This is a genomic window from Haemophilus parainfluenzae, assembly GCF_014931415.1.
GTDB classification, from domain to species: Bacteria; Pseudomonadota; Gammaproteobacteria; order Enterobacterales; family Pasteurellaceae; genus Haemophilus_D; species Haemophilus_D parainfluenzae_AF.
Map to the genome: position 1 here is coordinate 310653 of NZ_CP063121.1, position 24437 is coordinate 335089.

The window sequence follows — 24437 nt, forward strand, 5'->3', positions numbered from 1 at the left end:
GTAACTTAATGTTTTGTCAGTAAATGGTGTTTACGAACACCCAATAGCACCAATACACCTAAATAAACGACCGCAGCCAGTCCGATTAACCAAGCTAGCCAATAGATACGCATTAAAAATGTCATGGCTGCCCATTCTTCAATTGATGGGCAGTTATACCAAAGCAAGCCGCCCATGGCTAAGGCTGCACCTAAAACTTTCAGAAAAAAGACCGCACTTTTACGTGAAAAATGATACACATCCGCTTTCGCTAAACCACGATAAAGTAAATAAGCATTTAAGGTTGCCGACATCGCAGAAGCAATCGCCAACCCCACATAACTAAATGGAATCGCCAATACGTTAAAGCCCATATTGCTTACCATAGCGATGATCCCGATTTTCACGGGGGTTTTGGTGTCTTGGCGTGCGTAATAACCGTTAGCCAAGATCTTAATCAGCATAAAGCTAAGTAAACCCGCATTGAATGCCCATAAGGAATAAGAAGCTGAGTGCACATCTGTTAAGGTAAAACTGCCACGCATAAATAACACCAATAACATTGGTTGGGCTAACACGGCAATACCAATTGCAGCCGGCACACCAAGTAATAAAATCATTCGTACGCCCCAGTCCATGGTGTTGCGAAAATTAGCCGCACTTTGGGAAGAATTGTCTTCTCGATTCACATGATGGCGAGCAAGCGTCGGTAAAATCACGGTGGAAATGGCGATACCAAATAGCCCAAGTGGAAACTCTAATAGACGATCAGAATAATAAAGCCAACTAATAGACCCCGTCATTAAGAAACTGGCAATGACCGTATCAAGCAGCAAGTTGATTTGACTTACAGAAACCCCGAATAAAGCCGGAATCATCAATCGACGAATTTTGGCTACCCCTTCATCATGCCATGCCCATTTTGGTTTTACGAGCAAGCCGGCTTTTTTCAAGAAAGGGATTTGGAATAAAAATTGTAATAAACCGCCTAAGAAGATCCCGATAGCAAGGGCAAGATCAGGATTATCTAATCTTGGTGCGAGGAAAAGTGCGGTCGCTATCATGGCGATATTGAGCAAAACAGGCGAGAACGACATCACACCGAATTTACCTATCGTATTTAAAATCGCCCCAGAAAGTGCCACAAAGGTGACAAACCATAAATAAGGAAACGTAATTTTTAAGAGTAAAGACGCTTGTTCAAATTTGTGTGCATCGGGCCCGTCATTTAGCCAATCGGTAAACCAGCCCATCCCGAAGATCGCTGCAACGACAGGCGATCCCACCATGGCAAGTAAAGTGACAATACTGACTAATCCGCCTAGCGTACCCGATACCTTCCCGATAAATTCTCGGGTTTTAGAAAGATCGCCCGATTTTTGATATTCGGCTAATACGGGTACGAAAGCCTGAGAAAATGCGCCTTCCGCAAATAAACGACGTAAAAAGTTTGGGATACGGTTAGCGAATAGAAACACGTCTGCCGCTGCGCCTGCACCGATCAAATGTGCTATTACCACATCGCGGACTAAACCTAACACACGGGACACTAATGTCATCCCACTCACGATAATGCCGGATTTTAAAAGTCGTTTACTCAAAATAGGGGTCTCTTCAAAAAAATTTGCCTTAATTGTATAGAATTTTTGTTTTTACGCTATATTCCAACGAAAAAAACTGATAAAATCCTGCCCACATCGTTTGTGTGAGCCAATAGAAAGCGCTTTTTTTAAATAACGATGCTTACTTTCGGTTGTGTCTCACCGAAATCAACACAAATTATTCATTGACAAAAGTATAAAAAATCGGCATATTCTACGCCCTTATTTTGTCATAATCATCTAACAGAAATTTTAGGAGTTTGACCTTGGCTAATATCAAGTCAGCAAAAAAACGCGCGGTTCAATCTGAAAAACGCCGCCAACACAACGCAAGCCAACGCTCTATGATGCGTACTTACATCAAAAAAGTATATGCTCAAGTAGCAGCAGGTGAAAAAGCAGCAGCTGAAGCAGCATTCGTTGAAATGCAAAAAGTTGTTGACCGTATGGCTTCTAAAGGCTTAATCCACGCTAACAAAGCAGCAAACCACAAAGCTAAATTAGCTGCTCAAATCAAAAAATTAGCGTAATTAAAGCACTAAAACAGCTTAAAAATAAAACCGCACTTTAGTGCGGTTTTTGTTTGCCGTAAACCGTCCTGCCACAAACGCCCCATAACGAGCTTGCATTCCCCCCTTTAACCTGTAAACTACCCCACAACTTAAAAATTAATCATAAAATAAATAATAAATGACCAAAAAATCTTTTAAAAAAGCGGATCCAAATTATCAAAAAGAATTAGCCAAATACGGTAATCCGATCCCAAGCAGAGACTACATTCTGCAAATTATTCGTGAAAATAATGCCCCGATGAGTCGGGAAGAAATTCTGACCGCACTTTCAATTAAAAGTGACGAACAACAAGAAGCTATGCGTCGCCGCTTGCGCGCCATGGAAAATGATGGACAGTTAGTTTTCACTAAACGTAAACGCTATGCCTTGCCTGAAAAATTGGATTTATTCAAAGGCATGGTCATTGGCCATCGCGAAGGCTATGGCTTTTTACAAGTCGAAGGCAAAAAAGAAGATCTCTTTATTCCTAATCACCAAATGCAACGTGTAATGCATGGTGATTTTGTGTTAGCACAGCCTGCTGGCTTGGATCGTCGTGGTCGTCGTGAAGTCCGTATTGTTCGTGTACTTGAAAGTCGCAAAAAACAAATTGTCGGCCGTTTCTTCTTAGAAAATGGTTTTAGCTATGTTGTGCCTGATGATAGTCGTATCGGACGAGATATTTTAGTCCCTAATGAGCACCGCAATGGCGCTCGAATGGGACAAGTTGTCGTGGTTGAATTGCAAGAACGATCTGCCTCCTTCACTCAGCCAGTTGGCATCATCACCGAAATTCTGGGTGACAATATGGCAAAAGGGATGGAAGTGGAGATCGCCCTTCGTAATCATGACATCCCTCACCAATTCCCAAGTGCGGTCGAAAAATACGTTAAAAAATTCACGGAAGAAGTGCCTGAAGAAGCGAAAAAAGGCCGTGTGGATTTACGCAATCTGCCACTGGTTACCATTGATGGCGAAGACGCACGTGATTTTGATGATGCCGTATATTGCGAAAAAAGTGGTAAAGGCTGGAAGCTTTGGGTGGCAATTGCCGATGTCAGCTACTATGTGCGTTTACGTTCTGCATTAGATACAGAAGCTTATAACCGTGGTAACTCCGTTTACTTCCCAAATCGTGTTGTACCAATGTTGCCGGAGATTTTATCCAACGGATTGTGTTCACTGAATCCACAAGTTGATCGCTTGTGTATGGTGTGTGAAATGCACATTTCTGCCAAAGGTAAACTCACAGACTATCGTTTTTATGAAGCAGTAATGAATTCTCATGCTCGTTTAACCTATACGAAAGTCGCTGAAATTTTAGATGGTGATGATGAACTTCGCACGCGTTATCAAGGGCTAGTGCCGCATTTAGAAGAATTGCATCACCTCTATCAAGCATTACTCAATGCACGCAAACAACGTGGTGCTATTGATTTTGAAACCATTGAAACCAAATTTATTTTCAATGCCATGGGACGAATTGATCGCATTGAGCCTGTTGTGCGAAATGATGCTCACAAAATCATTGAAGAATGCATGATTCTTGCGAATATTGCAGCGGCAAACTTTATGGAAAAACATAAAGAGCCTGCACTCTATCGTATTCATGCCACACCGAGTGAAGAGAAACTGACGTCTTTCCGTGCATTCTTAAGTGAATGTGGTTTAAGCCTTGAAGGTGGCATGAAACCGACCACAAAAGATTATGCAAAATTGTTAGAACAAGTGAAAGATCGCCCGGATCACGAACTCATTCAAACCATGTTACTGCGTTCATTAAGCCAAGCGGTTTATCATGCGGATAATATCGGTCACTTTGGTTTGGCTTTAGAGGAATATGCCCACTTTACTTCCCCGATTCGTCGTTATCCGGATTTAACTCTTCACCGTGGAATTAAGTATTTATTAGCAAAAGAAAAAGGCGCTAAACGTAAAACGACGGATACTGGCGGCTATCATTATTCCTTTGATGAAATGGATTTATTAGGTGATCACTGCTCAATGACTGAACGCCGTGCCGATGATGCCACTCGTGAAGTAGCAGATTGGCTGAAATGTGAATATATGCAAGATCACGTGGGCGCTGAATTTAGCGGAGTGATCTCATCTGTAACAGGCTTTGGCTTATTTGTACGTTTAGATGATTTATTCATTGACGGCTTAGTCCATATTTCCACTTTAGATAACGACTACTATCAATTTGATGCAGCTAAACAACGTTTAATCGGTGAAAATAGTGGTATGATTTATCGCCTTGGCGATAAAGTCAAAATTCGCGTGGTCGCCGTTCATTTAGAACAAAAAATGGTAGATTTTAGTTTAGTCGAAAGTGCCAGAAAACCACGTCGTGTTGGCAAAACGGCAAAACAAAAAGCAAAAAAAGTCTTTAAGGAACTACCACCTAAAGCATCTAAAAAACGTAAAAGTGCGGTTAAAAATAAAGATGTTTCTAAGAAACCGACTAGAAAACGGAAGAAATAATATTTTTACTGAATATCCCCTTCCCCCTCTTTGCTAAAGAGGGAGGATAATGACAAAAAGAATAAACAAGAGAACCCTATGTCAGAAAATATCTATGGTATCCATGCTGTAAACAGCATTTTAGCAAATAGCCCTGAACGTTTAATTGAAGTTTTTGTGCTGAAAGGCCGTGAAGATAAACGCCTGCAACCGTTACTTAATGAGCTCTATGCTTTAGGCATTGCGGTGCAATTTGTAAACCGTCAAACATTAGATAAAAAATCCAATGGTGAAGTGCATCAAGGAGTGATTGCGCGTGTGCAAGAAGCGAAAGAGCTGAATGAACATGATCTGGATGAACTTCTTACTCGTAAACAAAATCCTCTTTTATTGGTGCTTGATGGTGTGACGGATCCCCATAACCTAGGAGCCTGTTTACGTACTGCGGATGCAGCTGGTGTGAGTGCTGTTATCGTACCAAAAGATAAATCCGCTCAGCTCACTTCTATTGCACGTAAAGTGGCTTGCGGTGCTGCGGAGACTGTGCCATTAATTCGTGTTACTAACTTAGCGCGTACTTTGCGAGATCTACAACAAAACCATAATATTTGGGTGGTGGGTACAGCTGGCGAAGCAACAGAAACCATTTACCAAAGTAAACTCACAGGTTCTCTTGCCCTAGTAATGGGAGCCGAAGGTGAAGGCATGCGTCGCCTTACTCGTGAGCATTGTGATCAACTCATTAGTATTCCAATGGCGGGATCAGTTTCATCCCTCAACGTTTCCGTTGCGACGGGCGTATGTTTATTTGAAATTGTGAGACAACGTCTTGCCGCCTAAAAATGCGTGAAAAAATAACCGCACTTGATATAAAAAATGCCGATAAATCATTATCGGCATTTTTATTATTTTGAAATGGTTTTCCCAAATATCATGGAGATCACTAAGGTACATAATGCAGGCACCAGCCAAGCTAATCCTTGTGAGTAAAGCGGGAAATGAATCATGACTTGATGCAACCCTTCAGGCAAGACATCTAAGTTTTTCAAACTATCAACCAAACTAAAACAAACTGTCACAAAGATGGTTACGTAATAGCTCAATCGAATAGAAGGCAATTTATTACGCACAAGCTGTAAAACCACTAACATGATCGCCATTGGGTAAATCAACAACAAGGCTGGAATTGTCACTCGGAGTAATTTTGTTAAGCCATATTGTGAAATAATTGTCGTCATTGCGGTGAAGAAGACAATCCAAAATGGATAAGAAAAACGTGTCGAAAACTTAGAGAAATAATCACCACACGCACTGGTTACGCCCACTAACGTGGTTAAACTAGCTAAAGTGATAATACCCGCCATAATCCAGGTTCCCGCCGTGCCAAATAAACTGTTCACATAACGAGAGAAAATTTGTCCACCATTTGTTGCACCTTGTGCCACAGCATCAGAAGTTGCCCCTAAATAGAATAAGGCAAAATATAGACAACCTAATAAAATGACAGAGACAAAACCCGCTGAAATGGTATATTGCACAATCTTTTGGGGATTAGTCACATTTTTTGCAGATAACGCCCGTGCAACAATGCCACCAAAGGCAATCGCTGCCAGCACATCCATCGTTTGATAGCCACTAATTAACCCAGTAGTTAATGCCGAATTCTCGGCATACGCCTGCGACGGAGCAACAATGTCAGAAAGCGGTGAAACAAAAACCGTGATCCCAACAACGAGTAATAAGACCAACAATGCCGGTGTCATCACTTCACCCACCGTTGAAATAATGGTACTTGGGCGAATCATGAATCCCATGGCGATAATATTAAAAATCACAGAGAAAATAAGGCGTGTTGTCGCACTATCTTCAATGAGCCCCAATGGTAGCCATGCCATTTCATAAGCGACATTGGTAATTCGAGGCATTGCAAAGGTTGAACCGATGACTAAATAAAGAATGGTTAAAAAGGATACGCCTGCCCACTTGGGTAAGTCCTTAGTCAGTTCTTCGCCACGTCCTAACACTGACACCACAACCAATGTAATAAATGGCATGAGTACGCCTGTTATCACAAACCCTAGCGAAGCCGTTGCCCAATGGTTGCCTGCGGAGTAACCTTCCATCGGAGGAAAAATAATATTTCCCGCGCCTAAAAATAAAGCAAAAATCATCATACCTAGTACGATGATGTCTTTTTTTGAAAACATAAGTATTCTCGAATAAATAAACTTTAAGGATTTTACTATTAAATTGTTTTTTATTCCAAAAATGAAAATAAATTCTGTGAAATAGATCACGAAATCTATCACATCCCGATTAAATCACACATTATCCATAGCCTATTTTCCCTAAATTAGTAAATTTGTGATAATATCCAGCCTTTATTATTACTTTTTTAGGAGAGAATGAATGAATAAACTGAGTTTGATTCAACAAATTCAGCGTTTTTTCAAATTGGAATCAGCTGGCGGAATTTTATTACTTTTTTCAGCAGTAGTCGCAATGCTATTAGCCAATTCACCGCTCAATCAAAACTATAACGACTTTTTAAACTTACCAGTCAGAATTCAAGTAGGGACTTTTTCTATCGATAAAACCTTAATTCACTGGATCAACGATGGTTTTATGGCGGTATTCTTTGTTTTAGTGGGAATGGAAGTCAAAAGAGAATTATTTGAGGGCTCCCTTTCAAGCTATCAACAAGCGATTTTCCCTGCTATTGCAGCGGTGGGGGGAATGATCATTCCTGCCTTAGTTTATGTATTTATCGCCCAACACGATCCCGCTTTAGCCGATGGCTGGGCTATCCCAATGGCAACAGACATTGCCTTTGCTCTTGGTATCATGGCGTTATTAAGTAAACAAGTGCCACTCCCACTAAAAATCTTTTTACTTGCTTTAGCGATTATTGATGACTTAGGCGCCATTGTCGTTATTGCACTGTTTTTCTCACACGGATTAAGTGTACAAGCACTTATCTTTGCTGCGGTTGCTATTGTTGTACTTATCGCATTAAACCGCTTTAAAGTGACCGCACTTTGTGCCTATATGGTAGTGGGAACAATCTTATGGGCTTCGGTATTAAAATCAGGCGTACACGCTACCCTTGCTGGCGTTATCATCGGGTTTTGTATTCCATTGAAAGGTAAAAATGGCGAAACACCATTACACGACTTTGAGCATATTCTTGCCCCTTGGTCATCCTTTGTTATCTTGCCATTATTTGCGTTTGGCAATGCGGGTGTAAGCTTCGATGGCATTGATCTCAGCATGCTGACATCACCATTATTGCTCGCAATTTCTCTTGGCTTAATTATCGGAAAACCTCTGGGTGTATTTGGTTTCAGTTATCTTTCCGTAAAACTTGGCATTGCAAAACTTCCACAAGGCATCAACTTCAAACAAATTTTTGCCGTAGCGATTTTATGTGGTATCGGTTTCACCATGTCCATGTTCTTAGCAAGCCTTGCCTTCAATGCTGATGCCGGTGAAAGCATTAACGCCCTTTCTCGATTAGGGATCTTATTAGGCTCCACGGTTTCTGCGATTGTGGGGTATATGGCGTTGAAAGTGACTACCGCGAAAAATAAAGGGTAATCAAAACGATGGAAAAACTAACCTGTTATGTTATTTATGCTTCTGAAAAAATAGAGGGACTGAGTCATTTTTTACATTGCGCCTCTGACTATCATGTTGTTCCTATTCCTGCAGTAACTAAAGAACAGGTTAGCTTACTCGGTCATTCTTCAGCTTTATTTAATTTAAAGAAAGCTGAAGAACTACTTGATCGCACTCCCAATAACAAAGAAATTGCCCACACGCTATCTCATATTCAGTGCTGGAAAGCTATTACTGAAAATGAACAGTTACAAGATGATGATTTTGCTTTAATTGCTGAAAGTGAAATACACCCTGTTGAAAACTTTATTCAGCACGCTATCCATTATGCTAATAAATACTCTTCTTACGGAATTATCAAATTACAGCGCGATGGTGAAACTCCTGCTTGTGAACGGCTATACCAAGCTAGTGATGAACCAGATGCATTAATCTATGGCGATACAAATCAATACAATTATGGTTGTTCACTCTATCTCATCCGCAAAGATGTGGCAAAAAAATTAACCGCACTTTTAAGTGAAATGAAACCCTACTGGCTTGCAGATCAATTTACTGCATTCCATGAACCTCAAAATATTGCTCAAGCACGTTATCTATTGGGGGAGAATCCAGCCAAAAAACAACAAGATAAAGTTGAAAATCCACTATTTAGCATCATTGTGCCAATCTATAATGTTGAACGTTACCTCGAGCAATGTATTGAATCTGTCTTAGCGCAAGATTATCAGAATTATGAACTCATTTTAGTTGATGATGGTTCACCAGATAATTCCATCGATATTTGCATCAAATATGCAAAACAATATTCTAATATTGTTTTTATCCATAAAATTAACGGTGGAGTATCCGACGCAAGAAATGCAGGCATTCAAATTGCTCGAGGAGAGTATTTAATGTTTTTAGATAGTGATGATTATTGGGAAGGAACAACTATTCTCTCTAATTTACAAAAGATAATTACTGAAAATAATCCCGATACTATCTTCAATTATATGAGCAGTGTCTATCCAGACAAAATTGTGAACCATTACATCAACCGAGATAAGCTAATAGGCTCTTTTAGGGAAGACTTTCAAAGCCTTTATCAAGATGGAATTTATCTTGGGTTCCCCTTTACAAAAACAATAAAAAGAGAATTAATTTTAAAAAACCACCTCTTTTTTATAAAAGGGCGATCTTTTGAAGATGTTGCATGGAGTTTTTTTCTTACTAAATATATTAGTAGTTATGCGATTTATAAAAACTGCTTTTATATGTATAGAAGAGAAAGAAAAGGTTCAATTAGTTCTGTTGCGACCTCTAAAAATCAAGCAAGTCTATTTCAAAATCTATCTGATGTAATAACTGAAATAGAAAATATGAAACTCAACAATGAGTTGTTGCCTGGATTTAAAAAATATGTAGATGATATTTATGGGTATGTAATGACATGCTATGAACTGCTGCCAGAGAATGAAAAAGTAGATTTTCTTAATTTGAAAGAAAAATACGAAAAAGAATTTAATGCTTTGTGGTAAATATTATAGATAAACATACTATTAATACTAATCAAGATTTATAAGTTGAATAAAAAATCCCTTAGCGCTCACTGAGGGATTTTTACAAGTCTTATTCAGAAAACAACCGCTTGATCTCTTTCTCATACAAATAAATATTCACAGGATTAGTTGGTAATTGCGAATCTAAATATTCATTTGCTCTTTTCACATATTCTTCATGATGCTTATCATGGTTATCAATCACATCAAGTAATACTTTTGCACCTTCAAATGCATCGAACTGATCGTAATAATACCCTACACCTTTTGGAATTAGTTTTGAATTATGAATAAATGGATAACCGCCATACAAAGCATCATTGTAAGCATAATTCAAGCCATTTTCCCACTGATGACTTAGCACAATATCTACATAGCGAGTAAGAAAATCAGGCATTTGATAACGCCCTTCTACCGTCATCACCCCATTTTTAACAAGATTAGTTCGACCTATGAAATTGAAAAAGGTTGGATTATCTTTTTTATCGTAGGTGTTGCACATATAGACGTTTTTAATTTTCTCAGGCGCTTCACGATAGGCTTGTTCAGCAATTAACACTGGCGTAAAACAGGTTTTTACAATGTTAATATTGGCTTCAAAAGAAGCTATACGCTTAGCTTTTTTCTCAGTATCTGGTTTATACCCAAAAGTAAGATTATGCTTCTCTTTGATTCGCTTAATTACTTGATCACAGAATACTGGCGACCAAATTGCTGGTACAACATAAGCAGGGCAACGATACATAATAGAAAAATAAGATTTACAGGTATTCTCATGCTGTGGAATCATCCATACAGAATCAAATAACGTACCATTAAACACTCTTCCTGCTTTCTTATCAAAAAGGAAATTTTCCATATCCATAATAAAGTCATTACCCATTTTATAGCAAACAACTTTACCACCATGTTGATGCATTCGAGTAACTTGATGAGGTTCAATCACCAATGTTCCCTCAATCAATACGTCTAATTGATCAATTACATCCTCAATATAAGCGTATTTCAAATTTAATCCATCAAGCATAAACCCTTCTGGAGGTGTAGTGCGTTTCTCAGGCCCCCAAGAAACCAGAATAACATCTTCTACAATTGACGAATGTTGAAATAAATGAAAAAGATGAATGACATTTTGATTTGCACCGTTTGCCCAAATATCTGTCACTTTTGCTTCTAAATTAAAAGTAATCCCAATTTTATATTTACGCATGCTTTCTTCCTTCTTCTATTACTTAAATTATCTAAAAGTGCGGTCAAAAATAAAACTGTTTTTTAAATAACTTAAATAATAAAAATCACTCGGATATTCCTATCCGAGTGATTTATCTAGTTTAGTGAATGACTACCATTGATAACCTACACCGGCACCAACATTGTAATCACCTTGAGTGGTTGCAGCCCCGCTCACTTTGAAGATAACTTTATTGTTATCGCTCGCACGAGAGTAACCTACTGCAACAGCACTTTCACCTTTGTAGTTACCTACACCAAGGCCAACCATTGAACCACCTGCTTTCGTTACTTGTGGGATGTTAGCTGCTGCTGTTGCACCAGCAATACCACCACGAAGTTTCTTATCAGTTTTTCTCAAGTCACTACGTACGGAACCAATTTTGCTATCAACATATTGTTTATTAGCCGCATCAGTACCACGAACAGGATCTGCGACATTTGTGATTCGACGTTCATTACCGACTGAACCAACTGAAACAGTATTTGCTTCATTTGCTACAGAGCCTTGACCTAGAGCTACTGAGTTAGCTGCAGTTGCTTTCGCACCTTGACCAACAGCAGTTGAGTTTTTACCTGAAGCTTGTGAGTTATTGCCTAATGCAGTGCCATTTTCGCCACTTGCATTTGATCCATAACCAACCGCAGTTGCATCTTTACCTTTCGCTTTCGCACTATCACGTTTGCTGGTGTTATCCGCTGCAAATGCTGTTTTACCATCTTTGCTGATCAAACCAGAATCTTCAATACGTTTTGCTGTGCTTTCAGCCGCTGAAGCTGAAGAGCTTGCCGCTGTTGCAGAGCTGTCTGCTGCTGAAGCTGAAGAGCTTGCTGCGGTTGCTGAAGAATCTGCTGCTGATGCTGAAGAACTTGCTGCGGTTGCAGAGCTGTCTGCTGCTGAAGCTGATGAGCTTGCGGCGGTTGCAGAGCTGTCTGCCGCTGATGCTGAAGAGCTTGCTGCGGTTGCAGAGCTATCTGCTGCTGAAGCTGAAGAGCTTGCCGCTGTTGCAGAGCTGTCTGCCGCTGATGCTGAAGAGCTTGCTGCGGTTGCAGAGCTATCTGCTGCTGAAGCTGAAGAGCTTGCCGCTGTTGCAGAGCTGTCTGCTGCTGAAGCTGAAGAGCTTGCTGCGGTTGCTGAAGAATCTGCTGCTGATGCTGAAGAACTTGCTGCGGTTGCAGAGCTATCCGCTGCTGATGCTGAAGAGCTTGCTGCGGTTGCTGAGCTGTCCGCTGCTGATGCTGAAGAGCTTGCTGCAGTCGCTGAGCTATCTGCTGCTGAAGCTGAAGAGCTTGCCGCTGTTGCAGAGCTGTCTGCTGCTGAAGCTGAAGAGCTTGCTGCGGTTGCTGAAGAATCTGCTGCTGATGCTGAAGAACTTGCTGCGGTTGCAGAGCTGTCTGCTGCTGAAGCTGATGAGCTTGCGGCGGTTGCAGAGCTGTCTGCCGCTGATGCTGAAGAGCTTGCTGCGGTTGCAGAGCTATCTGCTGCTGAAGCTGAAGAGCTTGCCGCTGTTGCAGAGCTGTCTGCCGCTGATGCTGAAGAGCTTGCTGCGGTTGCAGAGCTATCTGCTGCTGAAGCTGAAGAGCTTGCCGCTGTTGCAGAGCTGTCTGCTGCTGAAGCTGAAGAGCTTGCTGCGGTTGCTGAAGAATCTGCTGCTGATGCTGAAGAACTTGCTGCGGTTGCAGAAGAATCTGCCGCTGATGCTGATGAACTTGCTGCTTTTGCAGAAGAATCTGCCGCTGATGCTGAAGAGCTTGCTGCAGTCGCAGAAGAATCTGCCGCTGAAGCTGAAGAGCTTGCTGCGGTTGCTGAGCTGTCCGCTGCTGACGCTGAAGAGCTTGCTGCGGTTGCTGAGCTATCTGCTGCTGACGCTGATGAGCTTGCGGCTTTCGCTGAGCTATCTGCTGCTGACGCTGAAGAGCTTGCCGCTGTTGCAGAGCTGTCTGCTGCTGAAGCTGAAGAGCTTGCTGCGGTTGCTGAAGAATCTGCTGCTGATGCTGAAGAACTTGCTGCGGTTGCAGAAGAATCTGCCGCTGATGCTGATGAACTTGCTGCTTTTGCAGAAGAATCTGCCGCTGATGCTGAAGAGCTTGCTGCAGTCGCAGAAGAATCTGCCGCTGAAGCTGAAGAGCTTGCTGCGGTTGCTGAGCTGTCCGCTGCTGACGCTGAAGAGCTTGCTGCTGTCGCTGAGCTATCTGCTGCTGACGCTGATGAGCTTGCGGCTTTCGCTGAGCTATCTGCTGCTGACGCTGAAGAGCTTGCTGCAGTCGCAGAAGAATCTGCCGCTGACGCTGAAGAGTTTGCTGCTGTTGCAGAAGAATCTGCTGCTGATGCTGAAGAACTTGCTGCGGTTGCAGAGCTGTCTGCTGCTGACGCTGATGAGCTTGCTGCGGTTGCTGAGTTATTTGCTGCTGACGCTGAAGAGCTTGCTGCAGTCGCAGAAGAATCTGCTGCTGATGCTGATGAGCTTGCGGCGGTTGCAGAGCTGTCTGCCGCTGATGCTGAAGAGCTTGCTGCGGTTGCAGAGCTATCTGCTGCTGACGCTGATGAACTTGCAGCTTTTGCAGAACTGTCTGCTGCTGACGCTGATGAGCTTGCTGCAGTCGCAGAAGAATCTGCTGCTGATGCTGAAGAGCTTGCGGCTTTCGCTGAGCTATCTGCTGCTGAAGCGGATGAACTTGCTGCAGTCGCTGAAGAATCTGCTGCTGATGCTGATGAGCTTGCGGCTGTCGCAGAGCTGTCTGCTGCTGAAGCTGAAGAACTTGCTGCGGTTGCAGAAGAATCTGCCGCTGATGCAGAAGAGCTTGCTGCTTTTGCAGAGCTGTCCGCTGCTGATGCTGAAGAGCTTGCTGCTGTCGCTGAGCTGTCCGCTGCTGAAGCTGAAGAGCTTGCGGCTGTCGCTGAGCTATCTGCTGCTGACGCTGATGAGCTTGCTGCAGTTGCAGAAGAATCTGCCGCTGATGCTGAAGAACTTGCAGCTTTTGCAGAACTGTCTGCTGCTGACGCTGATGAGCTTGCTGCTGTTGCAGAAGAATCTGCTGCTGATGCTGAAGAACTTGCTGCTTTTGCAGAGCTGTCTGCTGCTGACGCTGATGAGCTTGCGGCGGTTGCTGAGCTATTTGCTGATGAAGCGGCACTTACAGCTGCTGAAGCTGCACTTTCAATTTTACTTAAGTTGCTGGTAACCACTTCCGCCGCTGATGTTGCCGCTGAAGCTGCTGTAGAGGCTAAAGAAACTGCATTACTTGCACTTGAAGCCGCTGTCTTAGCTGTTTCATTTGTCTGATCTAGCTGTGAAGTTACTGCATAAAGTTGTGAACCATTGATCGCTTCTGTTGAAGTCGCAGAAATATTACCTGCTGCCACATTGATCAATTTACGCTCATTATCTACTGCACCGACGCTTACGAAGCTACCAGCACCTGCAACGGTTCCTTTGAAGCCACTATAGGTTAAATTACCTACAGTTGCAGAAGTTACGTTTGCAATTGTGTGAGAGCCAGTTGTAGTTGAATGATTGCCTAATACCACTGCTTCATCTAAACCAGCAGCGATATTTAAGTTATTACCCAATACAGTTGTACCGTTTGATGCAATCGTATTGCCGTGACCAATAACGGTGTTATTTTTAGTACCATCTGCGACGTTATTTGCGACACCAACAGCAATGGTATTTTGAGTATTATTACCAACAAGGTTATATACACCTAACGCGGTGCCATTATTCACGTTTTCACCAACCCAAGTGCGAGCACCAACTGATGTACCATTTGTTGTGCGGTTATCCACGCCAGCATAATGACCTAGAGCAGTGCCGTCATTCGTATTCGGGCGAACATAGCTGCGAGACCCCATAACTGTTGCATTAGTAGAGTTTTCCCCCGCGGCTGAATATTGTCCCACTACAGTCGCATTCACTGAATTTGCTTCGGCCACAGAATTAGCACCTAATACGGTTGCATTTACTGTCCCTGTGCGAGCTGCACTATTAGAACCAATTACCACTGCATCTTCAGATGCTGCTGAGGCACCATCCCCCATAGCAATCGCCTTATATGCATCCGCAGTTGTTTTTGCTCGCATACCTGCTGTAATAGAAAAATTAGCTCGTGCAGCAGCAGCTGAACGAACTGAGCCGCCATTAGTTCTTAAACTATCCTCTGAAGGAAGTCTATCTATATCTTCTGTTCCATCATTTACATGGAAATAAATATTAGCGGCTTGATTAGCTAACTCCAATGCATTGTTTGCGGTATTTACTGCAGTTGATGCATTCATGCTTGCGTTTGTGGCAATAGTCTGACTGAGATCTGCAACACTTTTTGCCGCTGTTGCTGTAGTCTGAGCATTATCTGCAGTAGTTTGTGCACTATCTGCAGCCGTTTTTGCAGCTGTTGCCGTACTTGCTGTTGAATTTACGACTGTAATCACGTTGTAAAGCTGTGAACCATTAATTGCATCGGTAGAAGTTGCACTAATTAAGCCTGCTGAAACATATTGAACCTGTCTAGCTGAAGTACTATTACCTACGGCTAAAACTGCTGTTCCACTCGACTCACCATTATTACCAACTTCAGTTCCATTAATTGTAATTGAAGTTAATGCATTGCGACTTCCCGTAACCGAACCCGCACCTAACGCAACATCATTAGCATTTTTGGCATTTGCACCATCACCCGCTGCAACTGAACTTGCACCACTTGCTGTCGCTTGGTTACCCAATGCCGTAGCGCTATTACCCGCATTTGCTAAACGCCCCAGAGCTACCCCCTGAGTTACTGACTGAGAGTTAGAACCAATAGCTACTGCATCTTGACCATTTGCCACAACAGTATGACCAATAGCAATACCTTTAACGCCTCCTGTTGCTTTTGATGAGGCTCCAACAACAACGGCTCCTGGTGCATCAGTCCAACTTCCGCTGCCAATAGCAACAGCTTGACCAGCGGTTCTAGTCACAGTGCCTTCAGGAATTGCGGCATATGCAATACCCGTTACATCTAAAAGTAATAAAGATAATGCTGATAATTTAAAAATTCTTCCAAATGAGGCTTTACTTTCTACAGCCTTATTCTCACATGACGCCTTAGCCGCGCCTTTCGCTAATTCGGACGTTACTACCAACGATTGTGTAGTACGATTCCAAATTACTTTAAAAATCTTATTCATAAAAAATGAAACTCCTTTGTATAAATTTAACTTATATAAAACAATGAGCCTGCCTCAAAACGCCCAAGCAGAGACCAATCCCCATTATCTAACACACACTTAATAAAATCTAGGCATTTTCGAGACAATTTGTGTAAAAGTATGTAAATTAATTATCCTAGAAAAAACAAATACATATTTATTTTACTTCTGTACTCAAAAACTATAACAAAATCCCACTCTCTGCTTTAGCAATACCGACACCTTTTTGTTATGAAAAAACATCATTAAAATTGACCGCACTTTTATCTCAACAAGAGCGGTCATTCTTGAAATAATTCTAATTCACGTTCATAATGAACGGACATTCATATTTTATAGACTGAAGCTTTTTTTACTTCAGTATTTTCTCATAAGGCTCGCATTATGTCCGATCAACAAACAGATACACAAACTTCCTCAAATAATAAATCTCAACAACGTAAAAAAGGGCTTTCCATTTTTATTCTTTTGCTTCTTCTGATTGCAATCGGTTCTGCGGCTTATTGGTTTTTCTTTATTAAAGGCTTTGAAGAAACCGAAGATGCCTATGTGAGCGGCAATCAGGTGATGGTCTCATCACAAGTTGCGGGAAATATTTCAAAAATTAATGTTGATAATATGGATCCCGTACAAGCTGGCGATGTGTTATTAGAGTTAGATGACACCAATGCCAAATTAAGTTTTGAACAGGCTAAAAGCAATTTAGCCAATGCCGTTCGCCAAATTTCCCAACTAAATTACACCGTAAAACAATTGAAATCTGCTGTTCGAGCGAATGAAATTACCCTTGCTCAAGCACAAGGAAATTTAAACCGTCGCGTTCAATTGGTGAAAGATGGCGCAATTGATAAAGAATCGTTTCAACACGCCAAAGAAGCGGTTGAACTCGCCAAAGCAAACTTAACTACCTCACAAAACCAACTTGAAGCCAATCAAGCCTTATTGTTAGACGGTCCTTTAAGTGAACAACCGCAAATTCAAAATGCGGTCAGTAATTTAAAACAAGCTTGGTTGAATTTAGAACGAACAAAAATCCGCAGCCCAATTAAAGGCTATGTGGCTCGTCGCAATGCGCAAGTAGGACAGGCGGTTTCTGTTGGTGGCGCATTAATGGCAGTAGTCACTACTGATCAAATGTGGTTAGACGCCAACTTTAAAGAAACACAATTAACCCATATGCGAATTGGTCAACCCGTTAAAATTCACTTCGATCTCTACGGAAAAGATAAAACTTTTGATGGCAAAGTGGTGGGAATCGAAATGGGTACGGGCAGTGCATTCTCATTATTGCCAACCCAAAATGCGACAGGTAACTGGATCAAAGTGGTGCAACGTGTGCCTGTACGAATTCAATTGGATCCACAACAGCTGGCTGAAAATCCATTACGTATCGGTCTTTCTGCGACTGTGAAAGTAAATGTCAGTGATCGTCAAGGCGAAACCTTGCGTAACCAAGCACCAAGGACAACACTTTATTCCACCAATGTGCTGCAATATGATGAAAGTGCGGTCAATAATTTGATCGAATCTATTATTCGCGACAATAGCTATTAGGTTTCACGATGTCGCAATCTCATTTTACGCCGGTACAAGGCGGTGCACTGGTTATTCTCACGTTAGCGCTCTCACTTGCGACTTTTATGCAGGTGTTAGATTCCACCATCGCTAACGTTGCCATTCCTACTATTGCAGGTGATTTAGGGGCTTCATCCAGCCAAGGCACATGGGTCATCACCTCGTTCGGTGTGGCCAATGCGATCTCAATTCCTATCACCGGCTGGCTGGCAAAACGTTTCGGCGAAGTGCGGTTATTTTTAATCTCAACCTTACTTTTCGTCCTTGCTTCTTGGCTTTGTGGCATTTCACACAGTTTGGAAATGTTGATTATTTGCCGTGTCATCCAAGGTGCAGTAGCCGGTCCAATCATTCCTCTTTCGCAAAGTTTATTACTCAATAACTATCCGCCTAAAAAACGAGGCATGGCGCTGGCTTTTTGGTCAATGACCGTGGTAGTCGCTCCTATTTTTGGGCCCATTTTAGGCGGCTGGATCAGCGATAACATTCATTGGGGTTGGATCTTTTTCATCAATGTTCCCATTGGATTGGCCGTCGTCTTAATGAGTTGGAAAATTCTAGGCGATAGAGAAAGCCAAATATCTCATCAACCTATTGATACAGTTGGGCTTGTTTTATTAGTTCTTGGCGTAGGCTGCTTGCAATTAATGCTGGACCAAGGAAGAGAGCAAGATTGGTTTAATTCAACGGAGATTATTGTTCTCACCGTGATTGCGGTTGTGTGTTTGATCGCGCTCACTATTTGGGAACTGACGGATGACAATCCCGTTGTAGATATTTCACTTTTCAAATCACGCAACTTTAGCGTAGGCTGCCTTTCAACTAGTCTCGCTTTTTTAGTGTATTTGGGATCGGTTGTACTTATCCCACTTCTACTCCAACAAGTTTATGGTTACACCGCAACTTGGGCAGGGCTCGCAGCCGCCCCAGTGGGATTATTCCCGATTTTACTTTCGCCAATCATCGGTAAATTAGGGCATAAAATTGATATGCGAATTTTAGTCACAATCAGCTTTATGGTTTATGCCCTGACCTTTTATTGGCGAGCTGTGACCTTTGAGCCTGAAATGACCTTTGCCGATGTTGCCTTGCCACAATTTGTGCAAGGTTTAGCGGTTGCTTGCTTCTTTATGCCGCTGACCACAATTACGCTCTCGGGTTTACCACCCGAAAAAATGGCTTCGGCATCGAGTTTATTTAATTTCCTTCGAACCCTTGCTGGTTCGGTAGGAACATCCCTCACGACATTTATGTGGTATAACCGTGAAGCTGTGCATCATACTCAACTCACGGAAGCGATTACTCCATATAATCCAATTTCCCAACAGTTCTTCCAGACGATGGCAAGTTTTGGTTTAAACGAACAACAAACGGCATCATATCTTGCCAGACAAATCACCGCTCAGGGCTTTATTATTGGCGCTAATGAGATTTTCTGGCTATCGGCAATTACTTTCCTCGCATTATTCATAATCGTCTGGTTCGCCAAACCGCCTTTTGGAAATCGCCATTAAAAAACCTCAAAAAATAACCGCACTTTGATAATATTCAAAAGTGCGGTTGGTTTTTCTAGCCTTTTGCTAAGATGTCTTTCAGGAATCTCGCGGTGTGCGAACCTTTGACTTTGGCGACCTCTTCCGGTGTGCCTGTCGCGATGATTTGACCACCACCGCTACCGCCTTCTGGACCAAGATCCACAATCCAGTCTGCGGTTTTGATCACATCTAAATTGTGTTCGATCACCACGATAGTATTGCCTTGATCGCGCAAGCGATGTAACACTTCGAGAAGTTGTTTAATATCGGCGAAATGCAGACCAGTTGTCGGTTCATCCAAAATATAAAGGGTTTTACCGGTATCGCGTTTTGAAAGCTCCGTTGCTAACTTAACGCGTTGTGCCTCACCACCTGAAAGTGTGGTAGAAGACTGACCTAAACGAATATAAGACAAGCCGACATCCATTAGGGTTTGCAATTTACGCGCAATCATTGGGATGGCATCAAAAAACTCGCGAGCTTCTTCCACCGTCATATCTAACACTTGGTGAATAGTTTTACCTTTGTATCGGATCTCCAAGGTTTCACGGTTATAGCGTTTACCCTTACATTGATCACAAGGTACATACACATCCGGCAAGAAATGCATCTCAACTTTCAGCACTCCATCACCTTGGCATGCTTCACAACGACCACCGCGTACATTAAAGCTAAAGCGTCCTGGATTATAACCACGCGCACGCGCTTCTGGTACGCCCGCAAATAATTCACGAATTGGGGTAAATAACCCCGTGTAAGTCGCTGGGTTAGAACGCGGTGTACGACCGATCGGACTTTGGTTAATATCGATCACTTTGTCAAAATATTCCAAGCCATCAATGGATTTATAAGGCGCAAAATCCGTTTTTTCCGCACGATTTAAGGCGTTTTGAGCCAATGGGAATAACGTATCATTAATTAGCGTTGATTTACCTGAACCTGATACCCCCGTAATACAAGTAAATAAGCCCACTGGGATCTCTAAATTCACACCTTTCAGATTATTCCCTGTCGCCCCTTTTAATTTTAGAAGTTTGCTTTTATCAAGTGCGGTTCGTTTTTTCGGAATTTCGATTTTTTCTTCACCCGATAAGAACTTACCCGTAATTGAATTTGGGTTCGCCATAATTTCTTTGGCTGTCCCCTGAGCAATCACTTGACCACCATGCACACCCGCACCAGGGCCAATATCAATAATATGATCGGCTTCTCGAATAGCATCTTCATCATGTTCCACCACAATTACGGTGTTGCCCAAATTACGTAAATGAATCAACGTATTTAACAGACGCTCATTATCACGTTGATGTAAACCGATAGAAGGCTCATCCAACACATACATGACACCCACTAAGCCCGCACCAATCTGACTCGCAAGACGAATACGTTGTGCTTCACCGCCCGAAAGGGTCTCGGCTGAGCGAGAGAGGGAAAGATAATTCAACCCAACATTCACTAAAAACTCTAACCGCTCTTTGATCTCTTTCAGGATTTTTTCCGCAATTTGTGCTTTTTGACCGGTTAAAGTAAGCCCTTGGAAAAACTCAAGGGTTTCACCAATGCTTTTCTCTGAAATTTGTGGCAAGTTAATGTTGCCAATATACACGTTGCGAGCTTCAGGACGAAGACGTGAACCACCACAATCTGCACAAGGGCGGTTACTGATGTTTTTCGCCAATTCTTCACGCACAGACATGGATTCCGTTTCTTTATAACGGCGTGCCATGTTATTCAAAATCCCTTCAAAAGGATGCTTGCGGATCACTACATCGCCACGATCGTTCATATACTGGAATTCAATTTCTTCCTTGCCTGAACCGTGCATCACAATATCTTTAATTTTTTGTGGCAAATCTTCGTATGGCGTTTCAATATCAAATTTATAATGTTTCGCTAACGAGGTAAGCATTTGATAGTAATAGAAATTGCGACGATCCCAACCTTTTACCGCACCGCCTGCAAGAGAAATACTTTCATTTTGTACCACACGGCTTTCATCGAAGAACTGCTGAACACCTAAGCCATCACAAGTCGGACACGCCCCTGCCGGGTTATTAAATGAGAATAAGCGGGGCTCTAATTCCGGTACAGAATAACCACAATGCGGACAAGCAAAGTTTGCTGAGAAAACCAATTCTTCAGCCTTAGGATTATCCATATCCGCCACAACCGCTGTACCACCAGAAAGCTCCAAAGCCGTTTCAAAAGATTCTGCCAAACGTGTAGCTAAATCTGACCGCACTTTAAAGCGATCCACCACCACTTCAATGGTATGTTTTTTCTGTAAAGCAAGTTCTGGCGGATCAGATAAATCACAGATTTCACCATCAATTCTTGCGCGAATATAACCTTGTGCCGCCAGGCTGTCTAACAGCTTAACGTGCTCACCTTTACGATTTTTCACCACGGGCGCAAGCAACATCATTTTGCTTTCTTCTGGCAGACTTAAAACTTTATCCACCATTTGGCTGATGGTTTGTGCCGTTAATGGCACATCATGATCAGGACAACGTGGTTCTCCTACGCGAGCAAACAGCAAACGCAAATAATCATAAATTTCGGTGATAGTGCCAACGGTTGAACGTGGGTTATGAGAAGTGGATTTTTGCTCAATAGAAATCGCCGGCGACAAGCCCTCAATCGAATCCACATCCGGTTTTTCCATCAAAGAAAGGAACTGACGCGCATAAGCAGAAAGCGATTCCACATAACGGCGCTGACCTTCCGCATAAAGCGTATCAAATGCTAAAGAAGATTTGCCCGAACCGGACAAGCCTGTAATCACAATTAATTTATCGCGCGGAATGGTTAAATTGATGTTTTTAAGGTTGTGAGTTCTAGCCCCACGAATGTCGATAGTATCCATAAAAAAAGCGATTGCCTTAAGAAAATAAATTCAAAAATTGCGACCATTATCGCATATTTCAATATCTGTGCAAATATCCAGTTAATTTTTATGGATCTTTTGTTTCTTTTAAGGCAAAATAGCCAAAATTTTTCACCTTATTTCTAAAATATAGAGGATTCTATGGCAGGTATTAATAAAGTAATTATCGTGGGTAATTTAGGTAATGATCCTGAAATCCGCACGATGCCAAATGGCGAAGCAGTAGCAAATATCAGCGTGGCAACAAGTGAAAGCTGGACAGATAAAAACACAGGCGAACGTCGTGAAGTCACCGAATGGCACCGTATCGTGTTATATCGTCGTTTAGCGGAAATTGCGGGGCAATACTTACGCAAAGGCTCACAAGTTTATGTTGAAGGTCGTTTAAAAACCCGTAAATGGCAAGATAACAACGGCCAAGATCGTTACACCACTGAAATCCAAGGCGATAACTTACAAATGTTAGGTGGTCGCAATCAAGAGATGGGCGGTTATGCACCTGCACAATCAGCACCACAACCAAGCTATCAATCTCGTCCAGCTCAATCTGCGCCAGCACCACAAGCTGAGCCACCAATGGATGCATTTGATGACAACATTCCATTCTAAGTTACATATAATTTAAAAAATAAAAAACAAAAGCGTTGTTCTATACCACTAGAGCAACGCTTTTTCTATACATGCAAGCGGTCAGATTTTTATAACTTTTTACAAAAATACCCTAAAATTTGACCGCTCTTTTTCTCCTCCACAAAAAAGCTAATTTTAGGTTCGGATTATTATTCAATTTCGTTATAACTAAAAATCAGCATATATAGTTAACAGTTCTTTCGGTTTTGCTATGTGCTTTGCTACATTTTTACCGTCTTATTTTCATTAGAGGTACAACTATGCAGCATCGCGATCTTTATCCCCACGAAATCTTACAAGATGTTATTGATAAAAGTTATGCTAAGTCGGAAGGACACCTAAAAACACTGGCTATTTTAAGTTTCTTAGGTGGCGGCTATGTGAGTTTTGGTTACATGGCCTATTTAAAAGTCGTGAGCGGTATTCCTCCAGAGTGGAGTGGGCTATCAACATTACTTGGTGCAGCCGTGTTTCCTATTTGTTTGATTTGTATTCTAATCGGTGGTGGTGAATTGGCCACGGGAAATATGATGATGATGGCATTAGGCCGTTTAACAAAACGAGTAAGCCTTAAAAAATTATTTCGTAACTGGATTGTCGTGAGTTTGGGCAACCTGCTCGGTGCACTGTTTATGGCATATTTCTTAGGGCATTATGTTGGTTTATCAGAAGGTACTGCCTCTGCTAAAACCATTGCTATTGCCGAGGCTAAAGTGCAAATGGATTTTGGTCGCGCCTTTGTTTCTGCCATTGCTTGTAACTGGATGGTCTGCATGGGGATTTGGTTCTATTTTGGCGCCAAACAAACCTCTGGTCGTATCATCGCCATATGGTTCCCAGTGATGATTTTTGTGCTTATCGGATTACAACACTTTGTCGCCAATATGTTTATTATTCCTGCCGGGATTTTTGCTGGTGCTAATGTGACTTGGAGCCAATTCTTCTTTAATATGATTCCTGTTTTTTTAGGCAATGTTACTGGTGGTGCAGCATTTGTCGGCGCATCTTATCTTTATGCTTATCGTCACTTATTAAAAGAAGATTATTGTATTTAGCAAACGAAAATCTGCCTGCTCTTTATAATAAAAATCCCCTAAGTGCTTATCTAGGGGATTTTTGCTTTAAATAATATGTTATCTATTTCAAACCTTTTTTTACCAAATCTTCATAACCACCATGATTGGTTACATTGGTATAGCCTGCATTTTTCAGCTCAGTGAGTGCAGCTTCGGCACGGCGACCACTACGGCAGTAAAGGTTGATCGGTGCATCTTTATCTGAATCAATTGCTTTAACACCTTCCACTATTTTATCGTGTGGAATATTCACCGCACCTTGTAAATGACCAGCATTAAACTCCTCAGCAGAACGCACATCAATCCAAACGCCTTTTGCTTTTTCTGGTTGTACTGCGCTTTGTTCCGTTTGTGGGGCAGTATTTGCATAAGCAACAAAAGAGGTGCTAATGGCAACCGCTGAAATTGCTACAGCGAGTAATTTTTTCATCGTTTAATCTCCATTAAATAGAAATAATAGGTTTGCTTAATAATTTAGTTATCATTGTTCATACTACTCCTAAATAGAATGACAATAAACGGTAAATTAAGCAAAACGCCTGAAAATTTAACCACACTAAAA

The 24437-nt window shown here is 41.9% G+C and carries 15 protein-coding genes; 9 read left to right on the top strand and 6 right to left on the bottom strand.

Annotated elements, in window-relative coordinates; genetic code table 11:
* Positions 1-5: 5 nt before the first annotated feature.
* Positions 6-1580 carry a murein biosynthesis integral membrane protein MurJ gene (gene murJ, locus INP93_RS01550; RefSeq protein ID WP_197544956.1) on the bottom strand — a complete coding sequence of 525 codons (1575 nt, stop codon included), beginning with the start codon at positions 1578-1580 and terminating at the stop codon, positions 6-8.
* A gap of 266 nt (positions 1581-1846) precedes the next feature.
* On the opposite strand from murJ, the gene rpsT reads away from it, so the two are divergent.
* The 3 genes from rpsT (at position 1847) to rlmB (ending at position 5435) form a co-directional block, all read left to right on the top strand.
* Positions 1847-2110, top strand: coding sequence for a 30S ribosomal protein S20 (rpsT, locus tag INP93_RS01555; protein WP_005695217.1), 264 nt, complete (start codon positions 1847-1849; stop codon positions 2108-2110).
* Between the two features lie 160 nt (positions 2111-2270).
* Positions 2271-4616 carry a ribonuclease R gene (gene rnr / locus INP93_RS01560; protein ID WP_197544957.1) on the top strand — a complete coding sequence of 782 codons (2346 nt, stop codon included), beginning with the start codon at positions 2271-2273 and terminating at the stop codon, positions 4614-4616.
* Positions 4617-4694: 78 nt separating this feature from the next.
* Positions 4695-5435: a 23S rRNA (guanosine(2251)-2'-O)-methyltransferase RlmB gene (rlmB, locus tag INP93_RS01565; RefSeq protein ID WP_005698098.1), complete on the top strand. Its 741-nt coding sequence runs from the start codon at positions 4695-4697 to the stop codon at positions 5433-5435.
* Between the two features lie 65 nt (positions 5436-5500).
* Here the strand turns inward: rlmB and brnQ are convergent, their stop codons facing one another.
* Positions 5501-6802 (bottom strand): branched-chain amino acid transport system II carrier protein, encoded by a 1302-nt coding sequence (gene brnQ, locus INP93_RS01570; RefSeq protein WP_197544958.1) that lies wholly within the window; start codon positions 6800-6802, stop codon positions 5501-5503.
* A 202-nt stretch (positions 6803-7004) separates the two neighbouring features.
* Between brnQ and nhaA the strand changes: the two genes are divergently transcribed.
* Both nhaA and INP93_RS01580 read left to right on the top strand, forming a co-directional pair.
* On the top strand, positions 7005-8192 hold the full coding sequence (nhaA, locus tag INP93_RS01575; protein WP_197544959.1) for a Na+/H+ antiporter NhaA: 1188 nt from the start codon (positions 7005-7007) through the stop codon (positions 8190-8192).
* An 8-nt stretch (positions 8193-8200) separates the two neighbouring features.
* Entirely contained in the window at positions 8201-9733 is a 1533-nt protein-coding gene (locus INP93_RS01580) for a glycosyltransferase (RefSeq protein ID WP_197544960.1), read from the top strand.
* Positions 9734-9824: 91 nt separating this feature from the next.
* On the opposite strand, the gene INP93_RS01585 is transcribed toward INP93_RS01580, so the two are convergent.
* On the bottom strand, positions 9825-10964 hold the full coding sequence (locus INP93_RS01585; RefSeq protein ID WP_111327541.1) for a DUF2827 family protein: 1140 nt from the start codon (positions 10962-10964) through the stop codon (positions 9825-9827).
* 132 nt (positions 10965-11096) lie between these two features.
* Entirely contained in the window at positions 11097-16151 is a 5055-nt protein-coding gene (locus tag INP93_RS01590) for an ESPR-type extended signal peptide-containing protein (protein ID WP_197544961.1), read from the bottom strand.
* Between the two features lie 405 nt (positions 16152-16556).
* Between INP93_RS01590 and INP93_RS01595 the strand changes: the two genes are divergently transcribed.
* On the top strand, positions 16557-17726 hold the full coding sequence (locus INP93_RS01595; RefSeq protein WP_197544962.1) for an EmrA/EmrK family multidrug efflux transporter periplasmic adaptor subunit: 1170 nt from the start codon (positions 16557-16559) through the stop codon (positions 17724-17726).
* A gap of 8 nt (positions 17727-17734) precedes the next feature.
* Positions 17735-19261 (top strand): DHA2 family efflux MFS transporter permease subunit, encoded by a 1527-nt coding sequence (locus INP93_RS01600; RefSeq protein WP_197544963.1) that lies wholly within the window; start codon positions 17735-17737, stop codon positions 19259-19261.
* A gap of 55 nt (positions 19262-19316) precedes the next feature.
* Here INP93_RS01600 and uvrA read toward each other — a convergent pair whose 3' ends face one another.
* The gene (gene uvrA / locus INP93_RS01605; protein WP_197544964.1) at positions 19317-22148 is read right to left on the bottom strand and encodes an excinuclease ABC subunit UvrA; all 2832 of its coding nucleotides are present in this window, start codon (positions 22146-22148) and stop codon (positions 19317-19319) included.
* 162 nt (positions 22149-22310) lie between these two features.
* On the opposite strand from uvrA, the gene INP93_RS01610 reads away from it, so the two are divergent.
* Together INP93_RS01610 and INP93_RS01615 are read left to right on the top strand one after the other, a co-directional pair.
* Entirely contained in the window at positions 22311-22778 is a 468-nt protein-coding gene (locus INP93_RS01610; protein ID WP_005698907.1) for a single-stranded DNA-binding protein, read from the top strand.
* A gap of 281 nt (positions 22779-23059) precedes the next feature.
* Positions 23060-23854 (top strand): formate/nitrite transporter family protein, encoded by a 795-nt coding sequence (locus INP93_RS01615; protein ID WP_197544965.1) that lies wholly within the window; start codon positions 23060-23062, stop codon positions 23852-23854.
* Positions 23855-23936: 82 nt separating this feature from the next.
* On the opposite strand, the gene INP93_RS01620 is transcribed toward INP93_RS01615, so the two are convergent.
* The gene (locus tag INP93_RS01620) at positions 23937-24305 is read right to left on the bottom strand and encodes a rhodanese-like domain-containing protein (protein WP_197544966.1); all 369 of its coding nucleotides are present in this window, start codon (positions 24303-24305) and stop codon (positions 23937-23939) included.
* Positions 24306-24437: the final 132 nt, after the last annotated feature.